Raw genomic sequence first — 25,005 nt, forward strand, 5'->3', positions numbered from 1 at the left:
GGCGCCAGCTTACGGAGCGGCGGGGCGGCTTGTGGCGAGGCGGCTCGTGGCGAGGCGGCCGTACGGGCCCGTGCCCGCGCGTCACACCCGCTCGGGCCGCTCCAGGTCCGCCAGCGCGTCCAGGACGCCCCTGTGGAACGTCGGGTACGCGTAGATCATGTCCCGCAGCGTCACCACCGGCACGGCGGCGCGTACGGCCACCGCCAGCCCGTAGAGCGTCTCGCCGCCCTCGGGCCCGGCGGACGTGGCGCCCACCAGGACGCCCCTTGCGGCGTCCTCGACGAGCTTGATGAAGCCGTCGTTGCCCGCCTTCTGGATCCAGCCGCGCGTGCTGGACGGCACCTCGGAGACGCCCGTACGGACCGTGAGGCCCTGCTCGCGCGCCGCCTCCTCGGTCAGCCCGACGGCGCCGACCTCCGGGTCGGTGAACGTCACCCGTGGCACCGCGCGGTAGTCGGCCTGGGGACCGTCCTCGCCCAGGATCGAGCGGACGGCGATGTCCGCCTGGTACATCGCCATGTGCGTGAAGGCGCCCTCCCCGGTCACGTCCCCCACCGCCCACAGGCCCGGCTCCCCGCCGCGCCCGTGCCCGAGGGGGCCGCCGTGCTTCTCCGGCCCCGGCACCGCGCGCATATGGCCGTCCACGCGCAGGGCACGCGCCTGCGGGTCGAGCCCGGCCGTCTCCAGGCCCAGCCCCGCCAGCCGGGGCCGCCGCCCGGTGGCGACCAGCAGCCGGTCGGCGCGCAGCTCCTCGCCGCCGTCCAGGACGAGCGTGAACGTGCCGCCCTCGTGCCGTACGGAGGAAGCGCGCGCCCGTGTCCGTACGGTCAGCCCTTCCGACTCCAGCACCCGTGCGACAAGGGCGCCCGATTCGGGCTCCTCGGGAGGCAGCAGCCTGTCCGCCGCCTCGACCACGGTCACGCGGGTGCCGAAACGGGCGTACCCCTGGGCGAGTTCGACCCCGACGGCGCCACCGCCCAGGACGAGCAGCGACTCGGGCGTCTCCTCGGCCGAGACCGCCTCCCGGTTCGTCCAGTACGGCACGGCGGACAGCCCGTCGACAGGAGGGGCCCAGGGCGCGGAACCGGTGGCGACGACGACCGCGCGCCGCGCGGTGTACGTCTCGCCGTCCGCCTCGACCTGTCCGGGGCCGGTGAGCCGTCCGCGGGCGCGGACGAAATGGCCGCCCTTCTTGGTGAACCGTTCGACCGCCGCCGCGTCGTCCCAGTCGGTCGTCGCCTCGTCCCTGATGCGCGCGGCGACGGGCGACCAGTCCGGCTCGACCTGTGCCTGTCCCGCCATCCCGGGGACGCGCCGGGCGTCGGCCAGCAGGTTGCCCGCGCGGACGATCATCTTGCTGGGCACGCACGCCCAGTACGGACACTCGCCGCCGAGCAGCTCCGCCTCGACACCCACGACGTCGAGCCCGGCCTCGGCGAGCCTCCCCGCCACCTCCTCGCCGCCGGGTCCCATCCCGATGACGACGACATCGCACTGGCGCCCCATTCCGGCCTCCTCCGTCGACGGTTCCGGCCGTGCGGTCAGCATAGGAGCGCACGGGAGAGGCGGCACGTTACGGGAGCGGCGGGGCAATGCCCACCCCGCACACCAGCCATCCGAAGCCGCCCAGCCCGCGCGGATCGGTCAGCTCGGCCGCCTCCCCGGCCGAGGCCAGCGCCCGTACGTACGCGGCAGGGTCGCTGCTCGCCTGCGCGAGGGGCGGCCGGGAACCGTTGACGCCGAGGGCGTGCAGCGCGTCCCGCTGGGAGAGCACCTCCGTCCCGAGCACCTCCGCCCCGAGTACCTCCGTCCCGGTGCCGGGCCCGGCGCACGCCGCCGCGACGGCGTCCAGCGCGACATGGGCCGTCAGGTCGCCCGTCCCGTCCGGTACGGGCGCGATCTCGCGCCCCGCGCGGAACCCGGTGAGCGTCCCGAAGGGCGGCCTGGTCTCCCGGGTGTGCCCGTAGTCGACGGCGACGGCCGCCCCGCGCCGCAGCGTCCGTACGGCCGCGCTCCACGCCGCGTCGCGCGGGTGCCCGACCTCGGCGCGGGCGCCGGGCCCCGCGGCCTCCAGGGGCCACCAGCGGGCCAGCCACGCGGTGTCCTCGGGGCCGGGCGGGTCCCCGGGGCGCTCGTTCCCGGCGCTGTCGGTGAGCACGAGGCGCGGGGTCCCGTCGGCGCCGTTCTCGACGACGTCGACGGGCACGTTGTCCAGCCACTCGTTCGCGAAGAGCAGCCCGGTCAGCGTCCCGGGTCCGGGCAGTTCGCTCCGCCACTCCACCCGGGGGTCCAGCCCGTCGGGCCGGGGCCCGCGCTCGACCGCGCACGGGCGCAGACGGCGGAGAAGGTCCGCGGCGCCGTCAGGGGCATCAGGGTCGTCCGTGTCCTCCCCCAGGAGGGCGTCCCCGTCGTCCGCGCCGTCCCCGTGGGCGCTCGCGGAGGCGTCCGCCCCCACGGCCCCCAGCCCCTCCCGTTCCTCCAGGGCCGCCAGGACGCCGCTCAGCAGCTCCCCGCGCCCCGCGCCCATGTCCACCAGGTCCAGCCGCTCCGGGTGCCCCAGAGCGCCGTCCACGCGCCGCAGGAGCGTCGCCACGGCCCGGGCGAAGAGCGGCGAGGCGTGCACGGACGTGCGGAAGTGGTCGCCGGGGGCCTCGCGCGTGAAGAAACCGCCGGGGCCGTAGAGGGCGCGCCGCATGGCCTCGCGCCAGCCCACAGGATCAGTGCTCATGGGGGGTTCTCCTCTTCACGCGGACCGTGCTCCTCCACCTTGGGGAGTAGGCGGGGCGACCGCGGATCGGCCGTCCGGTTGACCCCTGCACGTACCTGACCTGCATACGCTGGGTTACGTGAACCGGCTCTACGACTTCCTCCGCAGGCACCCCACGTGGGTGGACAGCTTCTGGGCTGCGTTCCTGCTGTTGCTGTCGGCGGGCTGGCTGGTCGCGAGCACCTCGGCGCCGCCGGAGAACAATCTTCCCTCGGGCACCGCGGAGCGGGTCGCTTCCATACCGATCGGGCTGGCGCTGGCCCTGGTCGTGGCGCTGCGCCGCCGCGTGCCGGAGAAGATGCTGCTGCTGGCCACGGGCTGCGGCCTCGCGCAGATCTTCACCAACGTCAGCCCGTTCCCGGGGAACATCGCCTTCCCCGTCATCATCTTCACCGTAGCCTCGCGCCCCGTGCGCTGGGCCTCCCGCTTCGCGCTGACCGGGGCGCTCCTCGCCCCCATCATCAGCGAACTCCGCTGGCCGGAGCCGCGCCAGGACACCACGGGCGCCATCTTCGGCACGCTCTTCGTCACGCTGCTGTTCGTGATGGCCTGGGTGCTCGGCGACTCCCTGCGCACCCGGCGGGCGTACTACGCGCAGCTGGAGGAGCGCGCCACCCGGCTGGAGAAGGAGCGCGAGGCGCAGGCCAAGGTCGCCGTCGCCGCCGAGCGCGCCCGGATAGCGCGCGAGCTGCACGACGTGGTGGCGCACAACGTCTCCGTGATGGTCGTCCAGGCCGACGGCGCCGCGTACGTCCTGGACAGCGCCCCCGATCAGACGCGGATGGCCTTGGAGACCATCTCCGGCACGGGCCGCCAGGCGCTCGCCGAGATGCGCCGCCTGCTGGGCGTGCTGCGCTCCGGGGACGGGGCGCGCGAGGGCGGGGAGTACGTGCCGCAGCCCGGCATGGAGCAGATCGCCGACCTGGTCGAGCAGGTGCGCGGCACGGGCCTCACCGTCGACTTCAAGATCGACGGCTCCCCGCGCCCCCTGCCCAGCAGCGTCGAGCTGACCGCGTACCGCATCGTCCAGGAGGCGCTCACCAACACCCGTAAGCACGGCGGCCCCGACGTCGGCGCCACCGTGCTGCTCGCCTACGGCGACGACGAGCTGACCGTGCTCGCCGAGGACGACGGGCGCGGCGCGCAGCGCGAGCTGTACGAGGACGGGGGCTCGGACGGGCTCGGTCACGGCCTCATCGGCATGCGGGAACGTGTCGGCATGGTCGGGGGCAGCCTGGAGGCGGGCCCGCGCCCCGGCGGCGGGTTCCGGATCGCCGCGGCCCTCCCGCTCAAGGGCGCACACTGACGCCGCGCAACGACGCCGCGCACCCCGGCGCCACGTGCCCGGAGCCCCGGAGCCCCGGCGGATCCGGATACGGATCCGGCACACTGCGGCCAGCCCGCCCGAACCGCCCCACGCCACCGACAGACCGCAGGAAAGGGACCCCCGCATGACGATCCGCGTGATGCTCGTCGACGACCAGGCGCTGCTGCGCACCGGCTTCCGCATGGTGCTCACCGCGCAGCAGGACATGGAGGTCGCCGCGGAGGCGTCGGACGGCGCGGAGGCGCTGGACATCCTGCGCTCGACCTCCGTGGACGTCGTCCTCATGGACGTCCGTATGCCGAACGTGGACGGCGTCGAGGCCACCCGCCGCATCTGCGAGGGCGGCGAGGGCGGCCCCGGCTCGCCCAAGGTGCTCATCCTGACCACCTTCGACCTCGACGAGTACGCCTTCTCGGCGCTCAAGGCGGGTGCCAGCGGCTTCATGCTCAAGGACGTGCCGCCGGCCGACCTGCTGGCCGCGATCCGCGCGGTCTACAGCGGCGACGCGGTAGTCGCGCCCAGCACCACACGGCGCCTCATCGACCGCTTCTCCTCCGTCCTGCCCGCCACCGCCAGCGAACCGCTCGCCAAGGAGCTGGAGCGCCTCACGGACCGCGAACGCGAGGTCCTCACCCTCATCGCGCAGGGTCTCTCCAACGGCGAGATCGCCGCCCAGCTCGTCCTGTCGGAGGCCACGGTCAAGACCCATGTGGGCCGCATCCTGGCCAAGCTGGAGCTGCGCGACCGCGTCCAGGCGGTGGTCCTGGCGTACGAGACGGGCCTCGTGCGGGCCGGGGGCGGCGCGTAGGCACAGCCCGCGGAGCCCGGGAGCCCGGGAGCCCGCGGGGCCACGGGCCCTTACGCGCGCCAGGGCTGCGTGTATCCCTCGCGCAAGGGCCCGCCGAGCATGTTGAGCACTCGCTCAACGGCAAGGGAGAGCGGACCGGCGTCCGCCCGTTCGGCCACGGCACGGCGGCCCTCCAGCAGCTCCTCGCCCCGTACCGGGTCCGCGGCCAGCAGCCTGCGCGGCAGCCATTTCCCGATGCCCGTCCAGGCGCCGTGGTGCGCGGTGAGCAGGCGCGCCGCCTCGCGCAGGGCGAAGTCGGCGAGCGCGAGCTGTTCGTGACGATCCTCCGGGGACGTGTCCGTCAGGTCGTCCAGGAAGCAGGTGAGGACGTAGCGCCCCCGCTCCCGTTCGGCCGGGTCCAGCGGCGGGGGACCGGCCGCCAGCAGGGCACGCGCCCGGTCGCGCAGCCGGTCCAGATGGCCGTGCGGATCGTCGAGGACCATCCCCTGGTCGTACAGGAAGAGGACGGTGCCCCGGCGCAGCCTCCTGTCCCGTTCGAAGTGCTCGGGCGCGTCCGCGGGGGTGTGCAGGAACAGCTCGGCCAGCCGTCCGTCGTGGCGGATCACCTCGCGGCGCCCGGCCTCCCCGTCCGGGAGGAGGATCACCACGTCCAGATCGCTGGCCGCGGTGGCGCGTCCCTGGGCCGCCGAGCCGCCGAGCAGGGCGCCGAGGGCGTGCGGGAACCGGTCTTCTACCAGGGCCCGGGCCTGTACGGCCGGAGCGGTGCGCGCGTTCATGGACGGCTCCATGGACGGCCATCGTGCCAGCCCTCCCCGGCGGTACTGCCGGGGCGATGCGTCAGCGCAGCACCGCGCCGATGAAGTCGCTCCCTATGCGGGCCACCGTGCTCAGGTCCAGGCGGTACTGGACGTACCGGCCGCGGCGCCGGGTGGTGAGCAGGCCCGCCTTCTTCATGGCCTTCAGGTGGCGGGAGACCTCGGGCGCGCTCAGGCCGTGGATGTTCGCCAGCTCGCTGGTGGTGTAGGCGGCGCGCGACAGGCTCAGGCACAGCCGCATCCGCGCCGGGTGCGCGAGGGCCTCCAGACGGCACTGCATGAGGCTCTGGGCGATCGGCTGCGGCAGCTCGGGCGTCGCCACCGGGTACGTCACCACGGGCCGCCAGCCGGGCGCGTACAGCGCGAGCAGGTGCGGCTGGCCGATGAGCGTGGGCAGGAACGTGACGCCGGGCCCGCCGGGCAGCGCGGGGTCGGCGGCCCAGGTGCGGCCCTCGGTGAGCTTGTCGACGACGACGCGCGGCCCCGGGCCCTCCTCGTCCAGGGTGATGGCGGGCGAGACCGCGTCGAGCGTGGCCGCCAGGCCCCGGTGGTTCAGCAGCTCCGTCTTGTGCCGCGCGTCGGCGGTCAGCTGCGGCCGGGTGCGCTCCCACAGGTCGCCGAAGAACGCCGACTCGCAGTCCTCCAGCAGACGGCGGATCCACGCCCGGACGGTGCGCGGGTCGTCCAGCAGCCGCCGGGCGAACTCGGCCTGGCGGGGGCCGCGCACGGTCGCCCGTTCCAGCGCGGCCTTCCGCTCCGCGCCGTCGACGAGGGGCGAGGGACGGCCCGTCGCGTACGAGCGGCGGCTGCACGAGATCTCCAGGGCGGCGTCGACGAACCGCTCGTCGTCCATCGTGTCCAGGTCGTCCAGCTCCTCGCGGAGCGTGGGCCGCGGGTTCGCGGGCAGCAGGATGTCGGCCCGGGTGGAGCGCCACAGGAAGTCCGCCTCGCACAGCCGGTCGGCCAGATCGCACTTGAGCGCGGCGTTGGTCGCGGTGGCCCAGCTGTGCAGGGCCGGGTGGTGGCCGGGCTCGGCCAGAGCGTGCAGCGCGGCGCCCAGCTCCGCCAGCGGCGACGGGCTGAAGACGATCCGCTCGGGCGGCAGGCCCGTGATGTCGATGACCACACTCATGTGCCCATCCTCGCCCGTGAGGGACGCCGGTCGCTCCCCGATTGACGGGGGCCGTCAATCGGCGGGGTGCTGATTGACGTCCCTGGTCAATCCGCGTGCCAGGGCGGCGGGGACGGACGCAGCCTCGTGCCATGACTCTCAGCACGCAGTACGCACTCGACACCTGGCGCCTCCAGCAGCAGGGCGAGGCGCCCCCTCCGGCCCCCGGCACGCACGAGGCGAAGCTCCTGCACGCGTGGTGGACGGCGCGCAGGGAGGCCCGCCGGACGTGGGGCTCCCCGAGGGGCCGCCGGACGGCTTCTCCCCGCCGTCCCGGCGCTCTCCGCCGCCGTGCGGGCAGGGCTTAGCATGGCCTGGTCACGTCCGGTACCGGCGGAACGAGCGGACCGGAACGCATACGGAAGGCCAGTCCGTGAACAACCCCACACCTCCAGAGCCCCCCGATCCAGCGGGTCCGGCACGGGCCGAGGACCGCCCCGCGCGGCTGTCCGTCGGCGTCGTCGGCGCGGGCCGTGTCGGGCCGCCCCTCGCCGCCGCGCTGCGCCTGGCCGGGCACCGCCCCGTCGCCGCCTCGGGCGTCTCCGACGCCTCCCGGCGGCGCTCCGCCGAGATGCTGCCCGGCGTGCCCCTCGTGGACCCCGCCGAGGTCCTCGCGCGGGCCGACCTCGTCCTGCTCACCGTCCCCGACGACGCCCTGCCCGACCTGGTGGCGGGCCTCGCGGGGACCGGCGCCGTGCGGCAGGGGCAGCTCCTGGTGCACACCTCCGGCCGGTTCGGCGCCTCCGTGCTCGACCCCGCCGTCCGCGCGGGCGCGCTGCCGCTGGCGCTGCACCCGGCGATGACGTTCACGGGGACGTCCGTGGACGTCCAGCGCCTGGCGGGCTGCTCGTTCGGCGTGACCGCGCCGGAGGAGCTGCGGCTGGCGGCCGAGGCGCTCGTCATCGAGATGGGCGGCGAGCCCGAATGGATCGAGGAAGCGGCCCGCCCGCTCTACCACGCGGCCCTCGCCATCGGCGCGAACCATCTGGTCACCCTCGTCACCCAGTCCATGGAGCTGCTGCGCGCCTCGGGCGTGCGCGCCCCCGACAGGATGCTCGGCCCGCTCCTGGGCGCCGCGCTCGACAACGCGCTGCGCTCCGGCGACTCCGCGCTCACCGGGCCCGTCGCGCGCGGCGACGCGGGCACCGTCGCGGCGCACGTGACCGAGCTGCGCAAGCACGCGCCGCAGACCGTCGCGGGCTACCTCGCGATGGCGCGCGCGACCGCCGACCGTGCGCTCGCGCACGGCCTGCTCAAGCCCGAACTCGCCGAGGACCTCCTGGACGTCCTCGCGGGCGGCGGCACTCCGGACGGCGGCACTCCGCGAGGAGACTCCGGCAGCGCGGGGGACGACGACGAGGGAGCCGGCGAATGACCCCGGCCGTCGTCCGTACGGGCGCCGAACTGCGCGCCCTGTCGCGCGCTTCGGGCGCTTCCGGCACTTCCGGTGCTTCCAGCACTTCCGAGCGCGCCGTCGTGATGACCATGGGCGCCCTGCACGAGGGCCACGCCGCGCTCGTACGGGCCGCGCGCGAACGCGTCGGCCCCCAGGGGCAGGTCGTGGTGACCGTCTTCGTCAATCCGCTCCAGTTCGGCGAGGGCGAGGACCTGGACCGCTATCCGCGCACCCTGGACGCCGATCTGGCCGTCGCGGGCAAGGAAGGCGCCGACGTCGTCTTCGCCCCCTCGGCGGACGAGGTCTATCCCGGCGGAGAGCCCCAGGTGCGCGTCTGGGCGGGCCCCATGGGCGAACGGCTGGAGGGCGCGCACCGGCCCGGCCATTTCGACGGGGTGCTCACCGTCGTCGCGAAGCTCCTCCATCTGACCGCGCCCGACGTGGCGTTCTTCGGCCGTAAGGACGCGCAGCAGCTCGCCATGGTGCGCCGTATGGTGCGCGATCTGAACTTCCCCGTCGAGGTCGTCGGCGTGCCGACCGTACGGGAGAGCGACGGCCTGGCCCTGTCCAGCCGTAACCGCTACCTGTCGCGGACGGACCGCGTCACCGCGCTCGCGCTCTCCCGCGCGCTGACGGCCGGAGAGGCCGCGGCCGCGCGCGGCGGGAGCCCGTCCGCCGTGCTGCGCGCGGCCGGGGACGTGCTCGAAGGCGCGCCCCTGGAGCTCGATTACGTCGCCCTGGTCGACCCCGAGGACTTCACGGCGGTCGACGAGCGTTTCGTGGGGGAAGCCGTGCTGGCGGTGGCCGCCCGGGTGGGCACCACACGCCTCATCGACAACGTCCGGCCGCACCTCGCGCCCGCCCCCGGCGCGGACCGAGCGGACCGGGCGCACTGAGCGGAGGACGCCCTCACATGGCGCACGACGGGACGACGTACGACGGGACGACGTACGAGGCAACGCACGAAGCGGCAGGGCGGGCGCTGGAGGCGCCGGAGCCCGGCTGGACGGTCGACGCCGACGTCGTCGTCGTGGGATCCGGCGTGGCGGGCCTGACGGCGGCGCTGCGCTGCGCCGCGGCGGGCGCCCGCACGGTGGTCGTCACCAAGGCGCGGCTGGACGACGGCTCGACCCGCTGGGCCCAGGGCGGCATAGCCGCGGCCCTCGGCGAGGGTGACACCCCGGAGCAGCACCTGGAGGACACCCTCACGGCGGGCGCCGGACTGTGCGACGAGGACGCCGTACGGGCCCTCGTCACGGAGGGCCCCGACGCGGTGCGGCGCCTGATCGGCGCGGGCGCCCATTTCGACGTCTCGGAGACGAGCGGCCAGATCGAGCTGACCCGCGAGGGAGGGCACCACCGCCGCCGCATCGCGCACGCGGGCGGCGACGCGACGGGCGCCGAGGTCTCCCGCGCCCTCGTCGCCGCCGTACGGGCCGAACCCTCGCTCCGTACCGTCGAGAACGCCCTCGTCCTCGACCTCCTCAAGGACGCGCACGGGCACACCGCGGGCGTCACCCTGCACGTGATGGGCGAGGGCCAGCACGACGGCGTCGGCGCCGTCCACGCGCCCGCCGTCGTCCTCGCCACGGGCGGCATGGGCCAGGTGTTCGCCGCGACGACCAACCCGTCCGTCGCCACGGGCGACGGCGTGGCTCTCGCGCTGCGGGCCGGTGCCGAGGTCTCCGACCTGGAGTTCGTCCAGTTCCACCCCACCGTGCTCTACCTCGGCCCCGACGCGGAGGGGCAGCAGCCCCTCATCTCGGAGGCCGTACGGGGCGAGGGGGCGCACCTCGTCGACGCGGACGGCGTCCGCTTCATGGAGGGGCGGCACCCGCTCGCCGAGCTGGCCCCGCGCGACATCGTCGCCAAGGGCATCATGCGCCGCGCCGCCGAACAGGGCACCGACCACATGTACCTGGACGGGCGGCACTTCGGCGCCGAGATGTGGGAGCGCCGTTTCCCCACCATCCTGGCCGCCTGCCGCTCCCACGGCATCGACCCGGTGACCGAGCCCGTACCGGTCGCCCCCGCCGCGCACCACGCCAGCGGAGGCGTCCGTACGGACCGGCACGGACGGACGACCGTTCCGGGGCTGTACGCCTGCGGAGAGGTCGCCTGCACCGGCGTCCACGGCGCCAACCGGCTCGCCTCCAACAGCCTGCTGGAGGGTCTGGTCTTCGCCGAGCGCATCGCGGAGCGCGCCGTGACCGAGAGCGCGGGCCCCGGCCCGTACACGAGCGCCCGTGCGCGCGTGCCGCTGCTGCCGCCGGAGGCCCGCGTGGCCGTCCAGCGGCTGATGTCACGCGGCGCGGGGGCGCTCCGTTCCGCCGACAGCCTGGCCGAGGCCGCGGAACGGCTCTCCGCGCTCCCCGGCGACCTGGCCGACAAGCCCGCCGAACCGGGCGTCGAGACCTGGGAGACCGCCAACCTCCATCTGGTCGCGCGCGTCCTCGTCACCGCGGCCCGGTACCGCGAGGAGACACGGGGCTGCCACTGGCGCGAGGACCGTCCCGACCGGGACGACGCACAATGGCGCCGCCATGTCGTGGTCTCGCTCGCACCGGAACAGCCGGACGGGTCCGAGCGGCCCGAACGGCCGGAAAAGGCCGACCGGTCCGCCTCCCAGGACATGCTTTTCACCGTCCGTACGACACAGACGACCGCCTTCCCGCCGGTCGCGCAGAACCAGGAGACACAGTGACCGACGACCTTCCCCTGCTCCAGATCGGCAAGGGCCCGGCCGCTCCGGCCGGACAGGACGGTGGCTGCGGCGACGGCTGCGGCTGCGCCGCCGGGGGCGAAGGGGCGGACCTCGACCCGCTCGAATGCGGCCTGGACGACGGTCTGGCGATGCTCCTGGCGGCCCAGGGCCTGGACCCGGTGCAGATCGAGGACATCGCCCACCTGGCCATCGAGGAGGACCTGGACAACGGAGTCGACGTCACCAGCGTCGCCACGGTCCCCGAAGAGGCCGTCGCCGTCGGCGACTTCACGGCGCGCGAGGCCGGGACGGCGGCGGGCCTGCGGGTCGCCGAGGCGGTGCTCTCCGTCGTGTGCACCGACGAGTTCGAGGTCGAGCGCCATGTGCTCGACGGGGACCGCGTCGAGCCCGGCCAGAAGCTGCTCACCGTCCGCACCCGCACCCGCGACCTGCTGACGGCCGAGCGCAGCGCGCTGAACCTGCTGTGCCGCCTCTCGGGCATCGCGACGGCCACGCGCGCCTGGGCGGACGCCCTGAAGGGCACGCGGACGCGCGTACGGGACACCCGTAAGACGACTCCGGGCCTGCGCGCCCTGGAGAAGTTCGCCGTCCGGTGCGGCGGGGGCGTCAACCACCGCATGTCCCTCTCGGACGCGGCGCTCATCAAGGACAACCACGTGGTCGCGGCCGGAGGCGTCGCGGAGGCGTTCCGGCGCGTACGGGAGGAGTTCCCGGACGTCCCGATCGAGGTCGAGGTCGACCGGCTCGACCAGATCCCGCCCGTCCTGGAGGAGGGCGCGGACCTGATCCTGCTGGACAACTTCACGCCCGAGCAGACGGCCGAGGCCGTCCAGCTCGTCGCGGGACGCGCCCGTCTGGAGTCCTCGGGCCGCCTCACGCTCCAGAACGCCGCCGCGTACGCCGCCACCGGCGTCGACTACTTCGCGGTCGGCGCGCTCACCCACTCCTCCCCGATCCTCGACATCGGCCTGGACCTGCGCGAGGGGACCGCCTGATGCTGCTGACCATCGATGTGGGGAACACCCACACCGTGCTGGGCCTGTTCGACGGCGAGGAGATCGTCGAGCACTGGCGCATCTCCACAGAGGCCCGCCGTACGGCCGACGAACTCGCCGTCCTCCTCCAGGGACTGATGGGCATGCACCCGCTCCTGGGCGAGGAACTGGGCGACAACATCGAGGGCATCGCCATCTGTTCGACCGTCCCCTCCGTGCTGCACGAGCTGCGCGAGGTGACCCGGCGCTACTACGGCGACATCCCCGCCGTCCTGGTCGAACCGGGCGTCAAGACGGGCGTGCCGATCCTGATGGACAACCCGAAGGAGGTCGGCGCCGACCGCATCATCAACGCGCTGGCCGCCGTCGAGCTGTACGGCGGCCCCTGCGTGGTCGTCGACTTCGGCACGGCGACGACGTTCGACGCGGTCTCCGTCCGCGGTGAGTACGTCGGCGGCGTCATCGCGCCCGGCATCGAGATCTCCGTCGACGCGCTGGGCGTACGCGGCGCGCAGCTCCGCAAGATCGAGATCGCCCGCCCGCGCAGCGTCATCGGCAAGAACACCGTCGAGGCCATGCAGGCGGGCATCGTCTACGGCTTCGCGGGCCAGGTCGACGGCGTCGTCAACCGCATGGCCACCGAGCTCGCCGACGACCCCGACGACGTCACCGTCATCGCCACGGGCGGCCTCGCGCCCATGGTCCTGGGCGAGTCCGCGGTCATCGACGAGCACGAGCCCTGGCTCACCCTGATCGGCCTCCGCCTGGTCTACGAGCGCAACGTCGACCGGAGCTGACGCCTGCCCGGCGGAGCCTGCCGGGCCCCGCGTCGCCCGGCACGCACATCTGCCGTGTCGTCGGCCGCCAGGGCTCGCCGAGGCTCCGCCATGGCGCCCTCCTCCGCCTGTCGGCTGCACGCGCCGCCGGTGCGGCCGGGCGCTCCTGCTCCTGTGCCCGGCGCCGAGCCGCACGCCCACCCGCGTGCGGCTCCGTCCCCGCGCCGTCCCCGCGCCGTTCAGCGCCGTTCCGCGCCGCGCCACGCCGCGCTTCGCGCGATAAGAAGACTTGTCCGGTTCACCCCGTATCGTCGGCCCATGCCCACGCCCTACGGTTCCCGAGGCGGCGTGGCGTTCAGCGCGGACGAGCTGCGTGTGCTCGGCGGCGCCCTCGCCATCGCCCTGCAGTCCGGCCCCACGCCCGAGGAGGCCCGCGAGTACCTGCGGCTGGCCGAGGCCGTCGACGAGACGGTCCGCGAGGGCTACCGGCTCCGCTCCTTCCTCCTCGCCGACCTCGCCCGCTACCGCGACGCCCTCCCCGGCGCGGCCGTCGGCTATCTCGACCAGCTGGAGGCCGCCCTCACCGCGGGCTACCTCGCGCGCCCCGACGACCTCGTCGTCCTGCGCTCCCTGTGCGAGGAGGCCGTGAGCGGCCCCGAGGCGGCCCGCCGCCGGGCGCTGCTCCTGCGCTGCGAGCGCCTCGCCGAACGGGCCGTACGCACGCGCCTGCGCCCTCTCCCGACCGGCAGGGTCCCCGCCCCGGCCTCGGAGCCCCTGCCCCCGGAGGCACAGGACATGCCGGACGTGCCCGCCGGGACGTCCGACGGCGAACCGGACTCGCCGGACTCGCCGGAATCCCCGGCCACGCCGCCCTCCGAGCCCTCCGAGCCGTCCGAACCCTCCGAGCCCTCCGGGCCGCCCGCCCCGGGCCGCCCCGTCCCCACCCCCGCCGAGGTCTTCCCGCCCCGCCGGGACCCGGCGGAGCCGCAGGCCCCGCCGTCGCCCGCGCCGCCGCCCGCGGAGGAGGCGTACGGGCGGGCGGTCCCGGCGTAGTCGCCCGAACTCCTCGCAGTACGCTGGACGTCTGCGCACCGAGGAGGCCAAAGCCATGGATTACGTCGCCGCACTCACTCCGCCGTTCATCATGGCGGTGGCATTCACGGCGCTCATCGTGGTCATAGTGAAGAGTCAGGGCGGGCCGAACAAGGCCAAGGAGGACGGCATCGTCGATGCCGCGCTGGCCCGTGCCGAGGGCGCTCAGCAGCAGAAGAAGGACTGAGTCCCCGCCGGGCCCTTATTCCCCTCGATTCGGACATCTCCGACTATTATTCATCTGTGCCGAGGCCATTGGGTGAGTTGGAAGATGCCGTGATGACCCGGGTATGGCGCTGGAACCGCCCGGTCACCGTGCGAGAAGTCCTGGAAGATCTCCAGAAGGAACGCGCCATCGCCTACACGACGGTGATGACCGTAATGGACAACCTGCGCCAGAAGGGCTGGGTCCGCCGGGATCAAGAAGGCCGGGCCTATCGATATGAAGCGGTCTCCACTAGGGCCGCGTACTCAGCCGCTCTCATGAACGAGGCGTGGTCGGCCAGTGACAACCCCGCCGCCGCTCTCGTCGACTTCTTCGGCATGATGTCGCCGGAACAGGTCGATGTGCTGAGGGACGCGTTGCGCGTCGTACAACTGAACGGCGTGCATCTCGATCCCCCCGACGGCGGCGCCGGAGGCCAGGAGCGATAGCGTCCGTTCATGCCAGAAGCCGCGCCGCTAAGCGAAGTCACCATCCGCAGGGCACGCACAGCGGATGTGCCCGCTGTGCGCGCGCTCATCGAGGCCTACTCGCGCGAGCAGATCCTGCTCGGCAAAGCCACCGTGACCCTTTACGAGGACATCCAGGAGTTCTGGGTCGCTGAACGGGACCACGACGCGGAAGTGGTCGGATGCGGCGCCCTCCATGTCATGTGGGAGGACCTGGCCGAGGTCAGGACCCTGGCCGTGGCTCCCGCGCAGCGCGGGAGCGGGGTCGGTCACCAGTTGCTGGAGAAGCTGCTCCAGACCGCGCGCTGGCTCGGCGTCCGGCGCATTTTCTGTCTCACCTTCGAAGTTGACTTCTTCGCGAAGCACGGCTTCACGGAGATCGGCGAGACTCCCGTCGACGGCGATGTCTACAGCGAGCTGCTGCGTTCCTATGACGAGGGAGTAGCCGAGTTCCTGGGCCTCGAACGGGTGAAGCCGAACACCTTGGGCAACAGCCGCATGCTGCTGCATCTCTGAACCCTGGCTCTGATCTGCCACCACTATGTCCGAAAGATCCCGCCAATCCCAGCGGATGGCCGGGCAAACTCCGCCGAGGGTTTGTGTTTCTCCGGGAAAAGCGGTTTGCTTTCGTCGGCAGTATCAGTAATCCGTTATCGATGACGAATGGGAGCAGTCGGTGGCACAGAAGGTTCAGGTTCTTCTTGTCGACGACCTCGACGGTGGCGAGGCGGACGAGACGGTGACGTTCGCTCTGGACGGGAAGACCTACGAGATCGATCTCACCACCGCTAATGCGGACAAGCTCCGGAGCGCTCTGGAGCCCTATCTCAAGGGTGGGCGCCGCACCGGCGGGCGTTCCGCGCGCGGTGGAAAGGGCGGCCGTGCGGCCACGGGCGGCGGCGCCGGTCAGGACACCGCGAAGATCCGCGCGTGGGCCAAGGAACAGGGTTACGAGGTCAACGACCGGGGCCGGGTCCCCGCGAGCATTCGTGAGGCCTACGAGAAGGCCAACGGCTGAAGTCCCAGTCGGGCGCGGTGGCACTCGGTGGCCGCGGCGCTCACCAGCCGTACGAGATCGACGGGCCGCCCGGTGGTCTCCGGCATTCCCGGCCCGCACCCCGGCTCGGGAGGCCGCAGCCAGACGGCGGCCTCCCGAGGGTCGTAGGCGGCGCGGGCGGTCAGCTCCAGCTCGATCCCGCCCCACTCCAGCCACTCCAGCAGCCCCGGCAGCTCCTCGGCTGTGCCGCGGGGCACGAGCAGCTGCACGCGTGCGCGCACCGGGTCGTACGCCACGGGTCCGGTGCGCAGCCCCCTGCGCCGCAGCAGCGCCAGTCCGGCATCGACCGGCACCTCCAGCACGTCGGCCGCACCGGCCGCACCCGTCGCATCGACCGCACCCGCCACATCGATGGCGGTCTCTTCGGCGTCCCCGGCGTTCTCCAGGGCGCGCGGAATCGCGAAAGTCATGCCCGGTGCAACGGGCCGCGCCCCGTGAGTGTTACGCAGGGTTGACAACGGCTACTCGCCGTGCTCAAAGAGAAACCGCACAAGCGCAAGGCTGTTCGCCAACAGCGGATGCGCCCGCGCGTATCGGCTGTAAGCCGCATGGACTGTCACCGCGAGCGGGTAAGAAGGCTCTAACGAGCAGGAAGCCCAGGTGAAGACGGGCGGAGCGGCGGTGTGAACGGGCGGTGTCGGGCCGGGACGGGCGTGTCGGCAAGGGGGCGTTCGCCGTCGGCGTAGTGGATCCAGGTGAATACGCCTGGCCTGCGGGAACATCGTCTCGCACCATCGGGTTGGAACTGTTGTCGGCTGTCCGGGGCAGGAGGCGAGTACTCAACTGGGCCGGTGTCGGCAGTTGGAATGAGCGGTCCCCCGTTGCGGGACTAAGCTGCGGAAGGACAGCGAGGGGAGCGTCCCCTCACTGCCTGACCGCTCTGAGGAGCGATTAACGATGTTCGAGAGGTTCACCGACCGCGCGCGGCGGGTTGTCGTCCTGGCTCAGGAAGAAGCCCGGATGCTCAACCACAACTACATCGGCACCGAGCACATCCTCCTGGGCCTGATCCACGAGGGTGAGGGTGTCGCCGCTAAGGCACTGGAGAGCCTCGGGATTTCGCTTGAGGCTGTCCGCCAGCAGGTGGAGGAGATCATCGGCCAGGGCCAGCAGGCCCCGTCCGGCCACATCCCCTTCACCCCCCGTGCCAAGAAGGTGCTGGAGCTGTCGCTCCGCGAGGCCCTTCAGCTCGGCCACAACTACATCGGCACCGAGCACATCCTGCTCGGCCTGATCCGCGAGGGCGAGGGCGTCGCAGCCCAGGTCCTCGTGAAGCTCGGCGCCGATCTCAACCGGGTGCGCCAGCAGGTCATCCAGCTCCTGTCGGGGTACTCGGGCGGCAAGGAAGCCGCGACGGCGGGCGGACCCGCCGAGGGCACGCCCTCCACCTCGCTCGTCCTGGACCAGTTCGGCCGCAACCTGACGCAGGCCGCCCGTGAGTCCAAGCTCGACCCGGTCATCGGGCGCGAGAAGGAGATCGAGCGGGTCATGCAGGTCCTGTCCCGCCGTACGAAGAACAACCCGGTTCTCATCGGCGAGCCCGGCGTCGGCAAGACCGCCGTCGTCGAGGGGCTGGCGCAGGCGATCGTCAAGGGCGAGGTGCCCGAGACCCTCAAGGACAAGCACCTCTACACCCTGGACCTCGGCGCCCTGGTCGCCGGCTCGCGCTACCGCGGTGACTTCGAGGAGCGCCTGAAGAAGGTGCTCAAGGAGATCCGTACGCGCGGCGACATCATCCTGTTCATCGACGAGCTGCACACCCTGGTCGGCGCGGGCGCCGCCGAGGGCGCGATCGACGCGGCGAGCATCCTCAAGCCGATGCTGGCCCGCGGCGAGCTGCAGACGATCGGTGCCACGACGCTCGACGAGTACCGCAAGTACCTGGAGAAGGACGCCGCCCTCGAGCGCCGCTTCCAGCCCATCCAGGTCGCGGAGCCGTCGCTGCCGCACACCATCGAGATCCTGAAGGGCCTGCGCGACCGTTACGAGGCGCACCACCGCGTCTCCATCACGGACGCCGCGCTGGTCGGCGCCGCGACGCTCGCGGACCGCTACATCTCGGACCGCTTCCTGCCGGACAAGGCGATCGACCTGATCGACGAGGCCGGATCGCGGATGCGCATCCGCCGGATGACCGCCCCGCCGGACCTCCGCGAGTTCGACGAGAAGATCGCGAACGTCCGCCGGGACAAGGAGTCCGCGATCGACTCGCAGGACTTCGAGAAGGCCGCCTCCCTCCGTGACACGGAGAAGCAGCTCCTCGCCCAGAAGGCCAAGCGGGAGAAGGAGTGGAAGGCCGGCGACATGGACGTCGTGGCCGAGGTCGACGAGGAGCTCATCGCCGAGGTCCTCGCCACCGCCACCGGCATCCCGGTCTTCAAGCTGACCGAGGAGGAGTCCAGCAGGCTCCTGCGCATGGAGGACGAGCTGCACAAGCGCGTCATCGGCCAGGAGGACGCCATCAAGGCGCTCTCCCAGGCGATCCGGCGCACGCGTGCGGGCCTGAAGGACCCGAAGCGCCCGGGTGGTTCGTTCATCTTCGCCGGTCCGTCCGGTGTGGGTAAGACGGAGCTGTCCAAGACGCTCGCCGAGTTCCTCTTCGGGGACGAGGAAGCGCTCATCTCCCTCGACATGTCGGAGTTCAGCGAGAAGCACACCGTCTCGCGCCTCTTCGGCTCCCCGCCCGGATACGTGGGTTACGAGGAGGGCGGTCAGCTCACCGAGAAGGTGCGCCGCAAGCCGTTCTCCGTCGTCCTCTTCGACGAGGTCGAGAAGGCCCACCCGGACATCTTCAACTCGCTGCTGCAGATCCTGGAGGACGGTCGCCTGACCGACTCCCAGGGCCGGGTCGTGGACTTCAAGAACACGGTCATCATCATGACGACCAACCTCGGCACCCGGGACATCTCCAAGGGCTTCAACCTGGGCTTCGCCAGCCAGGGCGACGTCAAGGCGGGATACGACCGGATGAAGGCGAAGGTCAACGACGAGCTGAAGCAGCACTTCCGCCCCGAGTTCCTCAACCGTGTCGACGACACGGTCGTCTTCCACCAGCTCACGCAGGACGACATCATCCGCATCGTGGATCTGATGGTCGCCCAGGTCGACGAGCGGCTGAAGGACCGTGACATGGGCCTTGAGCTCAGCACGGACGCCAAGGAGCTCCTCGCCAAGAAGGGCTACGACCCCGTGATGGGTGCCCGGCCGCTGCGCCGCACCATCCAGCGCGAGATCGAGGACGTCCTCTCGGAGAAGATCCTCTTCGGCGACCTGCGCCCCGGCCACATCGTGGTCGTGGACACGGAGGGCGAGGGCGAGACCAAGTCCTTCACCTTCCGCGGCGAGGAGAAGTCGGCGCTGCCCGACGCCCCGCCGGTCGAGTCCGCCGCCGGTGGCAGCGGGCCGAACCTGTCCAAGGACGCATGAGCAAGCCTGACGCCTGAGCGCGGCTCGGACAGACAGCGCAGGGGCCGGTCCCGATGACGGGGCCGGCCCCCTGTCGTATGCGCGCCGGGGCCTGAGGTCAGCCTCAGGCCAGGATGCGGACCCCCTCCGGGACGCCCGTGACGCGGGGCAGCCGCGGATTGACGCGCAGGGTCGTCAGATGCGGGAAGGCGCCCAGCCAGTCCATCCGTACGCCCAGGTCGTAGGCGAGCCACAGGTGGGTGAGCTGGTCCGGGACCAGGCCCTCCAGCAGCTCGTCCGGGGTGAAGTGGCCGACGACCTGGACGCGTTCCCTGCCGCCCAGCTTGCGCAGGGCCGCCAGCTCCACGCGGTCGCTCACCGGGAAGTACAGGCCCTCGGGGTCGAGATGGCCGATGATCTCCTCGGCGTAGTGGTCGGTGTCGAAATTGCGCCAGCCGTGCGCGAGTTCCGCGCGCAGCTCCAAAGAGGCGCGGTTGCGGAGCTGCGCGAGGTAGTGGACGGCCGCGTCGTCGTTGATCCGCGTGACCGTCACGGCCAGCCGGTGGGCCTCCCGGTCCGAGACCGTCGACGGGTCGGGCAGCATCTCCAGCACTATCGGGCCCACCCAGCCCAGCCCCCGCGCGGCGGCGACGGTCGCCGGGCGCAGCATGTTCCGCGTCTCGTGGCGGATACGGTCATGGGTCTCCGGGTCCAGCTCCGTGACGTGCTCCAGGCAGGCGGCGGCCAGCAGGCGGCGCCGGTTGCGCTGCATGCCCGTCCTGCCGGGCGCCAGCAGGCCCGTCAGCAGCCTGGCGCACTCGCCCGGCCTGGCGTGGGCCACGGCCATCCGGATCACCTCCTCCCACTCCGACTCGTGCGCGTGCGCGAGCAGCAGGTCGAAGGCGCCCTGCTCGACGGCCTCCTTGGCCGCGAGATAGTCCTGAACGGTACGGTGCACGAACTCCATCGAGCGGTCCGTCTGCTCGCGCAGCAGCCCCGTCCGCAGCAGCAGATGGCGGAAGATCGCCTCCGGGCCGCCCTGGCCCGCGGTGGACGGGATGGCGGGCAGGCTCCGATCGATCTCCTCCAGCGCCTCGTCCAGGTCCAGCTCGGCCCGCTGCTCGGTCAGCATCCGGAAGGCCAGCTTGCGCAGCAGCCGCTCGCGAGGCGCCCGCTGGAGCCGTACGGCGTCGGCGTAGAGCACCCGGCGCTCGGGGTCGCGGCGCTGCAGGAGCATCTCCATGGCCGCCTCGTACAGCTCCTTGCGGCCCTTGGGCAGCGAGCCCGAACGGTCGCGGTTCAGGGCGCAGATCAGGCCGCACATCAGCGGGTTGGTCGCCAGGCCGCGCAGCTCGCGGAAGAGCGGGATGGAGGCGAGCAGCTTGTCGCGGTACTCCTCAAGGCGGGAGTGGTCCTTGCCCTCGTCGTTCCGCGCGGCCGTGTGCCAGGCGGTGATGAACGCGCTGACCTGGTCGCGGTTCATGGGCGCCAGCGCCAGCTCGTCGAAGCCCTCGTCCTCCAGCCAGTTCGGCTCGACGGCGGAGGGGCGGGCCGTGACGAGGCAGAAGTTCCCGGAGTAGATCCGCATCAGCCGCTTCAGCGCGGCCCGCAGCGGTCCGCGCTCCGACTCGGGGGCCTCGTCGATCCCGTCGATGAGCAGCAGCGCCCGTTCCTCCGTCAGCACGCGCGCCACCCACCCGTCGGGTGCCTCCTGAGCGAGCGGGTGCCGTACGGCCGTCAGGAAGTCGTCCGGCGCGGGGAACCCCTCCCGCGCGAAGCGCCGTACGGGCAGGACGAGCGGGATCCGGCCGCGCAGCGACTCCAGCTCCGGCGGCAGCGCGTCCCGCGCCGTGGAGACGGCCAGCCACTGGACGAGCGTGGTCTTGCCGGAGCCCGCGACGCCGCGCAGCAGCACCCTCTCGTGCCCGGAGAGCGCCCTGTCGGCCGTCAGGACGGGCTCGTCGTTCTCGCGCTCCTCCCGCGCCTCGTCGCCGACGTTGTCGAACTCGGCGCTGAGGCTGAGGTAGGTCGCGTCGAGCGACCAGTTGTCCGGGGTGTTCGGGTTCGGCAGGTCGATGCCGTAGATGGTGACGCGGTTGTACTGCGCGACGACCGAATCCGCGTACCGCGCCTCGAAGTCCGCGTCCTCCACGGACGGCCGCCCCGGGTTCTCCACGCCGCGCACGGCCTCCACGTCGTTCAGGTCGATGAGCTGCCGTATCCGGTGCGCCCGCTCGGGCAGCCGGGCCGCGAGGCGCGGCGAGCGGCGGATCAGATGGTGCAGCAGATGCAGGCAGACGGTGACCAGCAGCCGGTCGTGGAACCAGGCGGCGTCGGGCGTCAGCTCCCGGTCCGCGCCCGGCACTGCGGACCGCAGCCGCCGCGCGTAGTCCTGCGGCCCCAGCCGTACGGCCTGTACGTCGGTCGTGTCCAGCTCGCCGATGATCCAGAGCGTGCGGGACAGCACGACCGCGATGGGCGCCCGCTCGACGGCGGGCAGCCGGTGCGCGGCGGCCGCCAGCTCGACCAGCTCCTGCGAGAGCGAGAGCAGCCCCTCATAAGAGAGCGCCGGGTACTCACCCCGGAACGAGACGAGCCGCGCGAGGAGTTCGGACGTCGAGGCGTCCTTGAGAGTGGTGGGGGCGGCCTCTACGGGCAGCAGGAGCTGACTGACGATCGGGTCGGCGACAGCGGACGCGAGTCGTACTGCGGGATCCATATGGACGTCGACTCCCTGACGGGGGGCAGGGGGCGTATGTGCTTACGGGTCCAGCGTATGCGCGGTGCGGTTGGATGGTCACGGGGTGGGGTTTGTGCGGGGCCTCGGGTAGATGTTGAGGTCAACGTTTTCGGCCAGGCGGTCGGCGTTGATGATGCGCTCGGCTCGGTTCACATGGACGGTGCTCAGCTCCGGCAGTGTGCTCAGGGGCGACAGGTCGACGTCTCCGGCGGGCTGGTGCACCGCGAGGGTCCGCACCTTCGGAAACAGGCGGCACGCCCGTTCGAGGTCACCGGGGGCGGAGTCCTGCAACTGGAGGAGCGTCACTCCGGGGAACTCCGGGAAGCCGTCCGGAAGCGACGAGAGCTGCGGGTGGTCCAGGACGAGTTGGATGAGGCCCGGAAGCCGGTGCATCTCTTCCCAGTCGGCCTGCGCGAGCCGGTGCTCCACGCCCCAGAAGCTGACCTCGGTCAGTTCCTGGTACTCCGTCAGGCCGTCCAGGCTCGTCAGTCCGCGCCGGGGGAAGAGCAGCCCCTCCAGGGACCCTGGCGGAGGCAGGCTCTGGAAGCCGGGCCAGACCGTGTCCCCCCTGAGCACGAGCCTCTTCAACTGGTTGAGTTCGCGGAGCCCTCTCATCCCCTGGGTGCCGAAATCCCACAGCCAGAGTTCCCGCACGGCGCGCAGAGGGGCCAGATCGATGACATGAGGACAGCGACGGAGGTCGAGTTCCTCGATGCTGGGGAAGTCACGTAGGAACGAGAGGTTGCTGAGCCTGTCGTTGTCGGTCAGCAGGAGTTTCCGGACCTGACCCTCCTCCAGCACCTGTGCGATCCGTTCCTCAGCCAAGTCGCCGACGAGTTCCACATACGGATGCCCTCCCGCCTCCCGAAGCCGGGCGATCTCCTCGTCCGTCCTGACGGTGACGAACCCGCGGTCGAGGTAGGGGACGATCTCGCGCGCGTAGGCGTCGGTGTCGAACCGGTCCCAGTACCTCCCCAGCATTGTGGCCTCGGGGTGCTCGCGGAACCTGACGAGCAGCAGCAGCGCGGCGTCGCCGCCGATCTCCCCCGCCGTCTGGACCGTTGCGGATACCTCGTCGTTCATGAGCCCGTCCGGGCCGGGGAGCAGCTCCAGCACAACAGGCCCCACCCGCGCCAGCTCCTGAGCCTCTTCCCCGCTGCGCGGCGGCAGCAGCATGCGCGCCCGTTCCTCCACCGCCTCCCGGACCGCCGGATCGAGGTTCGTGGCGTGTTCCAGGCAGGCCATGGCGAGGAGGTGGAGGCGGGTGCGGCACGCCGGTTCGTTGTCGCCGCGGTCCACGAGGGCGTGGAGGAGGCGGGCGCGTTCGTGGGGGCGGGCGTGGGCGACGGCCATGCGGAGGACGTCTTCCCACTGGTCGAGGTGGGCGTGCTGGACGAGGACGTCGAAGTCGCGTTCCTCGACGGCCGCCTTCGCGCCGAGGTAGTCCTGAAAGGTGCGGTGGACGAACTCGACGGTGCCGTGGCCCGGTTCGCGGAGGAGTCCCGAGCGGACGAGGAGGTGCTGGAAGAGCTCTTCCGGGGTGCCCTGCGAGGCGACGTACCGCATGGACGGCAGGACGCGCTCCAGGAGCGCGAGGGCGTCGTCGTGGGCCATTTCGGAACGGCCGTTGCGGATGAGCCAGTACGCGAGCCGCTGCAGGAGCTCGACCTGCGACTCCTCGTCCATTTCGATGCCGTCGGGGCGGTGCATGTCGCGCTCACGGTCGCGCCGTTCCAGGAGCATGCTCAGCGCCGCGTCGTAGAGGGCCTTGCGGCCGCGTGGGAGGAAGCCGCGCCGTTCGCGGTGCAGGGCGCAGATCAGGCCGCACATGAGGGGGTTGGTGGCGAGGCGGCCGAGGTCGGGCTTGGAGCGGACGGAGGACAGGAGCGCGTCGCCGAGTTCCGGTTCCGCTTCCGCGGCCTCGTGCCAGCGCCGGATGAAGACCTCGACGTCGGCCGGGCGCATGGAGGACAGGGACAGCTCGGTGAAGTCGTCCGTGCCGAGCCAGTCCTCGCGTACGGCGGAGGGGCGGGAGGTGACCAGGAAGAGGTTGTCGGGGAAGGCGGTGAGCAGGTCGCGCAGCCAGCGCCGGGTGCGTTCGCGCTCGCTCTCCGGCACCTCGTCGATGCCGTCGACCAGCAGCACGCCGCGCCCGGCGGCGAGCACGCGGTCGGTCCAGCCGGGCGGCTGGGAGCCGCACAGCGGCGAGGAGACGGCCGCCAGGAAGTCGGCGGGCACCGGGAGCCGGGCGCCCGCCCGCGTGAGCGTACGGAGCGGCAGGACGTACGGCACGCGCCCTATCAGGTGCGAGAGGCGCCCGGTGAGCGTGTCCTGCCGTGCGGTGGTCACGGCGAGCCACTGGACGAGCGTGGTCTTGCCGGATCCCGCGATGCCGCGCAGCAGCACGCGGCGGTGACCGGAGAGGGCCTGCTCGACGGGCTGCTGGTCCGTGTGCGCGTTCCGCTCGTCGGGCGTCTCCGGCGCGGCGGCGGTGGCCGTCGCCTCCAGGCTCAGGTACGCGGTGTCGAGCGGCCATTCGCGGGCGTGGTGGAGGTCGATGCCGTAGATGGTGAGGCTGCTGTGGCGCTTGGCGATGTGCTGGGCGTACTGCCGCTCGAACGCCGCGTCCTGCGCGGACTGCGAGGGCACCCGTTCGATGAGGACGTCGACGAGCGTGACCAGGTCCCGCAGCTGCTGGGACTGGGCGGCGAGCGTACGGGCGACGAACGTGGACCTCTGGGTGAAGAAGTGCAGGACGTGCAGGCAGGCGGTCTCCAGGACGCGGAAGTAGAACGCCGTCTCGTCCTGCTCGACGGCCAGGGAGGTGCGCCCGATGGTGGCCTGGTCGTGCAGGGCGCGGGCGAAGGCCGCGTGGCCCATGGAAACGGCGTCGACGTCGGTCAGTCCCGTCTCGCCGAGCGCGTCGAGGGTCCAGGCGATCCGTCCGGCCACGCGCTGCCGCGCCTCGGGGCCGGGCGCTTCGTGGGTGCCGATGTCGCGCGCGGCCCGCCGCACCAGCTCCTCGGCGATCTTGCGCAGGTCCTTCGCGGTGAGCGTCCGCTTCTCGCCCCGGAACGAGACGAGCCCGGACACCCGTACGGGCCGGTCCACCAGGCCCGCGCCCGGTCCCTCGGAGACGAAGAGCTTCTTGACGAGCGGCCCCACGACACTCGACGCGAGCCGCGCCCCGACGACTCCGGCGTCCATAGGACCGGCCCTCCTGGTCAACTCGGCGGGTACTGCGGACGGTTGGTGCCCG

At 72.5% G+C, this 25,005-nt stretch carries 21 protein-coding genes; 14 read left to right on the plus strand and 7 right to left on the minus strand.

Annotation, left to right across the window (positions count from 1 at the left end; all coding sequences use genetic code 11):
* Positions 1-81: 81 nt before the first annotated feature.
* Positions 82-1,506, minus strand: a complete 1,425-nt coding sequence (locus ACGF3A_RS43365; RefSeq protein WP_393736790.1) for a dihydrolipoyl dehydrogenase family protein — start codon at positions 1,504-1,506, stop codon at positions 82-84.
* Between the two features lie 67 nt (positions 1,507-1,573).
* Positions 1,574-2,728 (minus strand): SAM-dependent methyltransferase, encoded by a 1,155-nt coding sequence (locus ACGF3A_RS43370; RefSeq protein WP_393736792.1) that lies wholly within the window; start codon positions 2,726-2,728, stop codon positions 1,574-1,576.
* A gap of 118 nt (positions 2,729-2,846) precedes the next feature.
* On the opposite strand from ACGF3A_RS43370, the gene ACGF3A_RS43375 reads away from it, so the two are divergent.
* The gene (locus ACGF3A_RS43375; protein ID WP_393736794.1) at positions 2,847-4,073 is read left to right on the plus strand and encodes a sensor histidine kinase; all 1,227 of its coding nucleotides are present in this window, start codon (positions 2,847-2,849) and stop codon (positions 4,071-4,073) included.
* A gap of 145 nt (positions 4,074-4,218) precedes the next feature.
* On the plus strand, positions 4,219-4,902 hold the full coding sequence (locus ACGF3A_RS43380) for a response regulator (RefSeq protein WP_393736796.1): 684 nt from the start codon (positions 4,219-4,221) through the stop codon (positions 4,900-4,902).
* A gap of 50 nt (positions 4,903-4,952) precedes the next feature.
* Here ACGF3A_RS43380 and ACGF3A_RS43385 read toward each other — a convergent pair whose 3' ends face one another.
* Together ACGF3A_RS43385 and ACGF3A_RS43390 are read right to left on the minus strand one after the other, a co-directional pair.
* Positions 4,953-5,678: a nucleotidyltransferase domain-containing protein gene (locus ACGF3A_RS43385; RefSeq protein ID WP_393736798.1), complete on the minus strand. Its 726-nt coding sequence runs from the start codon at positions 5,676-5,678 to the stop codon at positions 4,953-4,955.
* A gap of 61 nt (positions 5,679-5,739) precedes the next feature.
* On the minus strand, positions 5,740-6,849 hold the full coding sequence (locus tag ACGF3A_RS43390) for a DUF5937 family protein (protein WP_393736800.1): 1,110 nt from the start codon (positions 6,847-6,849) through the stop codon (positions 5,740-5,742).
* 131 nt (positions 6,850-6,980) lie between these two features.
* Between ACGF3A_RS43390 and ACGF3A_RS43395 the strand changes: the two genes are divergently transcribed.
* From ACGF3A_RS43395 to ACGF3A_RS43445, 11 genes are all read left to right on the plus strand, one after another.
* Positions 6,981-7,196 (plus strand): hypothetical protein, encoded by a 216-nt coding sequence (locus ACGF3A_RS43395; RefSeq protein ID WP_393736802.1) that lies wholly within the window; start codon positions 6,981-6,983, stop codon positions 7,194-7,196.
* 65 nt (positions 7,197-7,261) lie between these two features.
* Positions 7,262-8,263 (plus strand): Rossmann-like and DUF2520 domain-containing protein, encoded by a 1,002-nt coding sequence (locus ACGF3A_RS43400; RefSeq protein ID WP_393736804.1) that lies wholly within the window; start codon positions 7,262-7,264, stop codon positions 8,261-8,263.
* On the plus strand, positions 8,260-9,180 hold the full coding sequence (gene panC, locus ACGF3A_RS43405) for a pantoate--beta-alanine ligase (RefSeq protein WP_393736806.1): 921 nt from the start codon (positions 8,260-8,262) through the stop codon (positions 9,178-9,180). Before ACGF3A_RS43400 ends, panC begins: the two co-directional genes overlap by 4 nt.
* A gap of 17 nt (positions 9,181-9,197) precedes the next feature.
* The gene (locus tag ACGF3A_RS43410; protein WP_393736808.1) at positions 9,198-10,988 is read left to right on the plus strand and encodes an L-aspartate oxidase; all 1,791 of its coding nucleotides are present in this window, start codon (positions 9,198-9,200) and stop codon (positions 10,986-10,988) included.
* Positions 10,985-12,004: a carboxylating nicotinate-nucleotide diphosphorylase gene (gene nadC / locus ACGF3A_RS43415; RefSeq protein ID WP_393736810.1), complete on the plus strand. Its 1,020-nt coding sequence runs from the start codon at positions 10,985-10,987 to the stop codon at positions 12,002-12,004. Before ACGF3A_RS43410 ends, nadC begins: the two co-directional genes overlap by 4 nt.
* A complete protein-coding gene (locus tag ACGF3A_RS43420; protein WP_393736812.1) occupies positions 12,004-12,801 on the plus strand; it encodes a type III pantothenate kinase in 798 nt (265 codons plus the stop codon). The genes nadC and ACGF3A_RS43420 overlap by 1 nt, the downstream gene beginning before the upstream one ends.
* A 297-nt stretch (positions 12,802-13,098) precedes the next feature.
* Complete coding sequence (locus tag ACGF3A_RS43425; protein WP_393736814.1) at positions 13,099-13,833, plus strand: hypothetical protein; 735 nt, start codon at positions 13,099-13,101, stop codon at positions 13,831-13,833.
* A gap of 55 nt (positions 13,834-13,888) precedes the next feature.
* Positions 13,889-14,059 carry a hypothetical protein gene (locus tag ACGF3A_RS43430; protein WP_393736816.1) on the plus strand — a complete coding sequence of 57 codons (171 nt, stop codon included), beginning with the start codon at positions 13,889-13,891 and terminating at the stop codon, positions 14,057-14,059.
* Positions 14,060-14,115: 56 nt separating this feature from the next.
* Complete coding sequence (locus ACGF3A_RS43435; protein WP_393736818.1) at positions 14,116-14,526, plus strand: BlaI/MecI/CopY family transcriptional regulator; 411 nt, start codon at positions 14,116-14,118, stop codon at positions 14,524-14,526.
* Between the two features lie 9 nt (positions 14,527-14,535).
* A complete protein-coding gene (locus ACGF3A_RS43440; protein WP_393736820.1) occupies positions 14,536-15,060 on the plus strand; it encodes an amino-acid N-acetyltransferase in 525 nt (174 codons plus the stop codon).
* A gap of 160 nt (positions 15,061-15,220) precedes the next feature.
* Positions 15,221-15,562, plus strand: a complete 342-nt coding sequence (locus ACGF3A_RS43445; protein WP_393736822.1) for an Lsr2 family protein — start codon at positions 15,221-15,223, stop codon at positions 15,560-15,562.
* On the opposite strand, the gene ACGF3A_RS43450 is transcribed toward ACGF3A_RS43445, so the two are convergent.
* The gene (locus ACGF3A_RS43450) at positions 15,541-16,011 is read right to left on the minus strand and encodes a hypothetical protein (RefSeq protein WP_393736824.1); all 471 of its coding nucleotides are present in this window, start codon (positions 16,009-16,011) and stop codon (positions 15,541-15,543) included. The two genes, ACGF3A_RS43445 and ACGF3A_RS43450, sit on opposite strands and share 22 nt — an antisense overlap.
* A gap of 487 nt (positions 16,012-16,498) precedes the next feature.
* On the opposite strand from ACGF3A_RS43450, the gene ACGF3A_RS43455 reads away from it, so the two are divergent.
* A complete protein-coding gene (locus ACGF3A_RS43455; protein WP_393736826.1) occupies positions 16,499-19,027 on the plus strand; it encodes an ATP-dependent Clp protease ATP-binding subunit in 2,529 nt (842 codons plus the stop codon).
* Between the two features lie 103 nt (positions 19,028-19,130).
* Here the strand turns inward: ACGF3A_RS43455 and ACGF3A_RS43460 are convergent, their stop codons facing one another.
* Together ACGF3A_RS43460 and ACGF3A_RS43465 are read right to left on the minus strand one after the other, a co-directional pair.
* Positions 19,131-21,725, minus strand: a complete 2,595-nt coding sequence (locus ACGF3A_RS43460) for an NACHT domain-containing protein (protein WP_393736828.1) — start codon at positions 21,723-21,725, stop codon at positions 19,131-19,133.
* 78 nt (positions 21,726-21,803) lie between these two features.
* The gene (locus ACGF3A_RS43465; RefSeq protein ID WP_393736830.1) at positions 21,804-24,953 is read right to left on the minus strand and encodes an NACHT domain-containing protein; all 3,150 of its coding nucleotides are present in this window, start codon (positions 24,951-24,953) and stop codon (positions 21,804-21,806) included.
* Positions 24,954-25,005: the final 52 nt, after the last annotated feature.

Source organism: Streptomyces sp. NPDC048172 (assembly GCF_043202595.1).
In the GTDB taxonomy this organism is placed as follows: Bacteria; Actinomycetota; Actinomycetes; order Streptomycetales; family Streptomycetaceae; genus Streptomyces.

Excerpts from the sequence above, each read along its gene's own strand:
- ACGF3A_RS43365 (WP_393736790.1), bottom strand. The coding sequence starts at position 1,506 with ATGGGGCGCCAGTGCGATGTCGTCGTCATCGGGATGGGACCCGGCGGC.
- ACGF3A_RS43370 (WP_393736792.1), bottom strand. The coding sequence starts at position 2,728 with ATGAGCACTGATCCTGTGGGCTGGCGCGAGGCCATGCGGCGCGCCCTC.
- ACGF3A_RS43380 (WP_393736796.1), top strand. The coding sequence starts at position 4,219 with ATGACGATCCGCGTGATGCTCGTCGACGACCAGGCGCTGCTGCGCACC.
- ACGF3A_RS43385 (WP_393736798.1), bottom strand. The coding sequence starts at position 5,678 with ATGAACGCGCGCACCGCTCCGGCCGTACAGGCCCGGGCCCTGGTAGAA.
- ACGF3A_RS43390 (WP_393736800.1), bottom strand. The coding sequence starts at position 6,849 with ATGAGTGTGGTCATCGACATCACGGGCCTGCCGCCCGAGCGGATCGTC.
- ACGF3A_RS43395 (WP_393736802.1), top strand. The coding sequence starts at position 6,981 with ATGACTCTCAGCACGCAGTACGCACTCGACACCTGGCGCCTCCAGCAG.
- panC (WP_393736806.1), top strand. The coding sequence starts at position 8,260 with ATGACCCCGGCCGTCGTCCGTACGGGCGCCGAACTGCGCGCCCTGTCG.
- ACGF3A_RS43410 (WP_393736808.1), top strand. The coding sequence starts at position 9,198 with ATGGCGCACGACGGGACGACGTACGACGGGACGACGTACGAGGCAACG.
- ACGF3A_RS43420 (WP_393736812.1), top strand. The coding sequence starts at position 12,004 with ATGCTGCTGACCATCGATGTGGGGAACACCCACACCGTGCTGGGCCTG.
- ACGF3A_RS43425 (WP_393736814.1), top strand. The coding sequence starts at position 13,099 with ATGCCCACGCCCTACGGTTCCCGAGGCGGCGTGGCGTTCAGCGCGGAC.
- ACGF3A_RS43430 (WP_393736816.1), top strand. The coding sequence starts at position 13,889 with ATGGATTACGTCGCCGCACTCACTCCGCCGTTCATCATGGCGGTGGCA.
- ACGF3A_RS43440 (WP_393736820.1), top strand. The coding sequence starts at position 14,536 with ATGCCAGAAGCCGCGCCGCTAAGCGAAGTCACCATCCGCAGGGCACGC.
- ACGF3A_RS43450 (WP_393736824.1), bottom strand. The coding sequence starts at position 16,011 with ATGACTTTCGCGATTCCGCGCGCCCTGGAGAACGCCGGGGACGCCGAA.
- ACGF3A_RS43455 (WP_393736826.1), top strand. The coding sequence starts at position 16,499 with ATGTTCGAGAGGTTCACCGACCGCGCGCGGCGGGTTGTCGTCCTGGCT.
- ACGF3A_RS43460 (WP_393736828.1), bottom strand. The coding sequence starts at position 21,725 with ATGGATCCCGCAGTACGACTCGCGTCCGCTGTCGCCGACCCGATCGTC.
- ACGF3A_RS43465 (WP_393736830.1), bottom strand. The coding sequence starts at position 24,953 with ATGGACGCCGGAGTCGTCGGGGCGCGGCTCGCGTCGAGTGTCGTGGGG.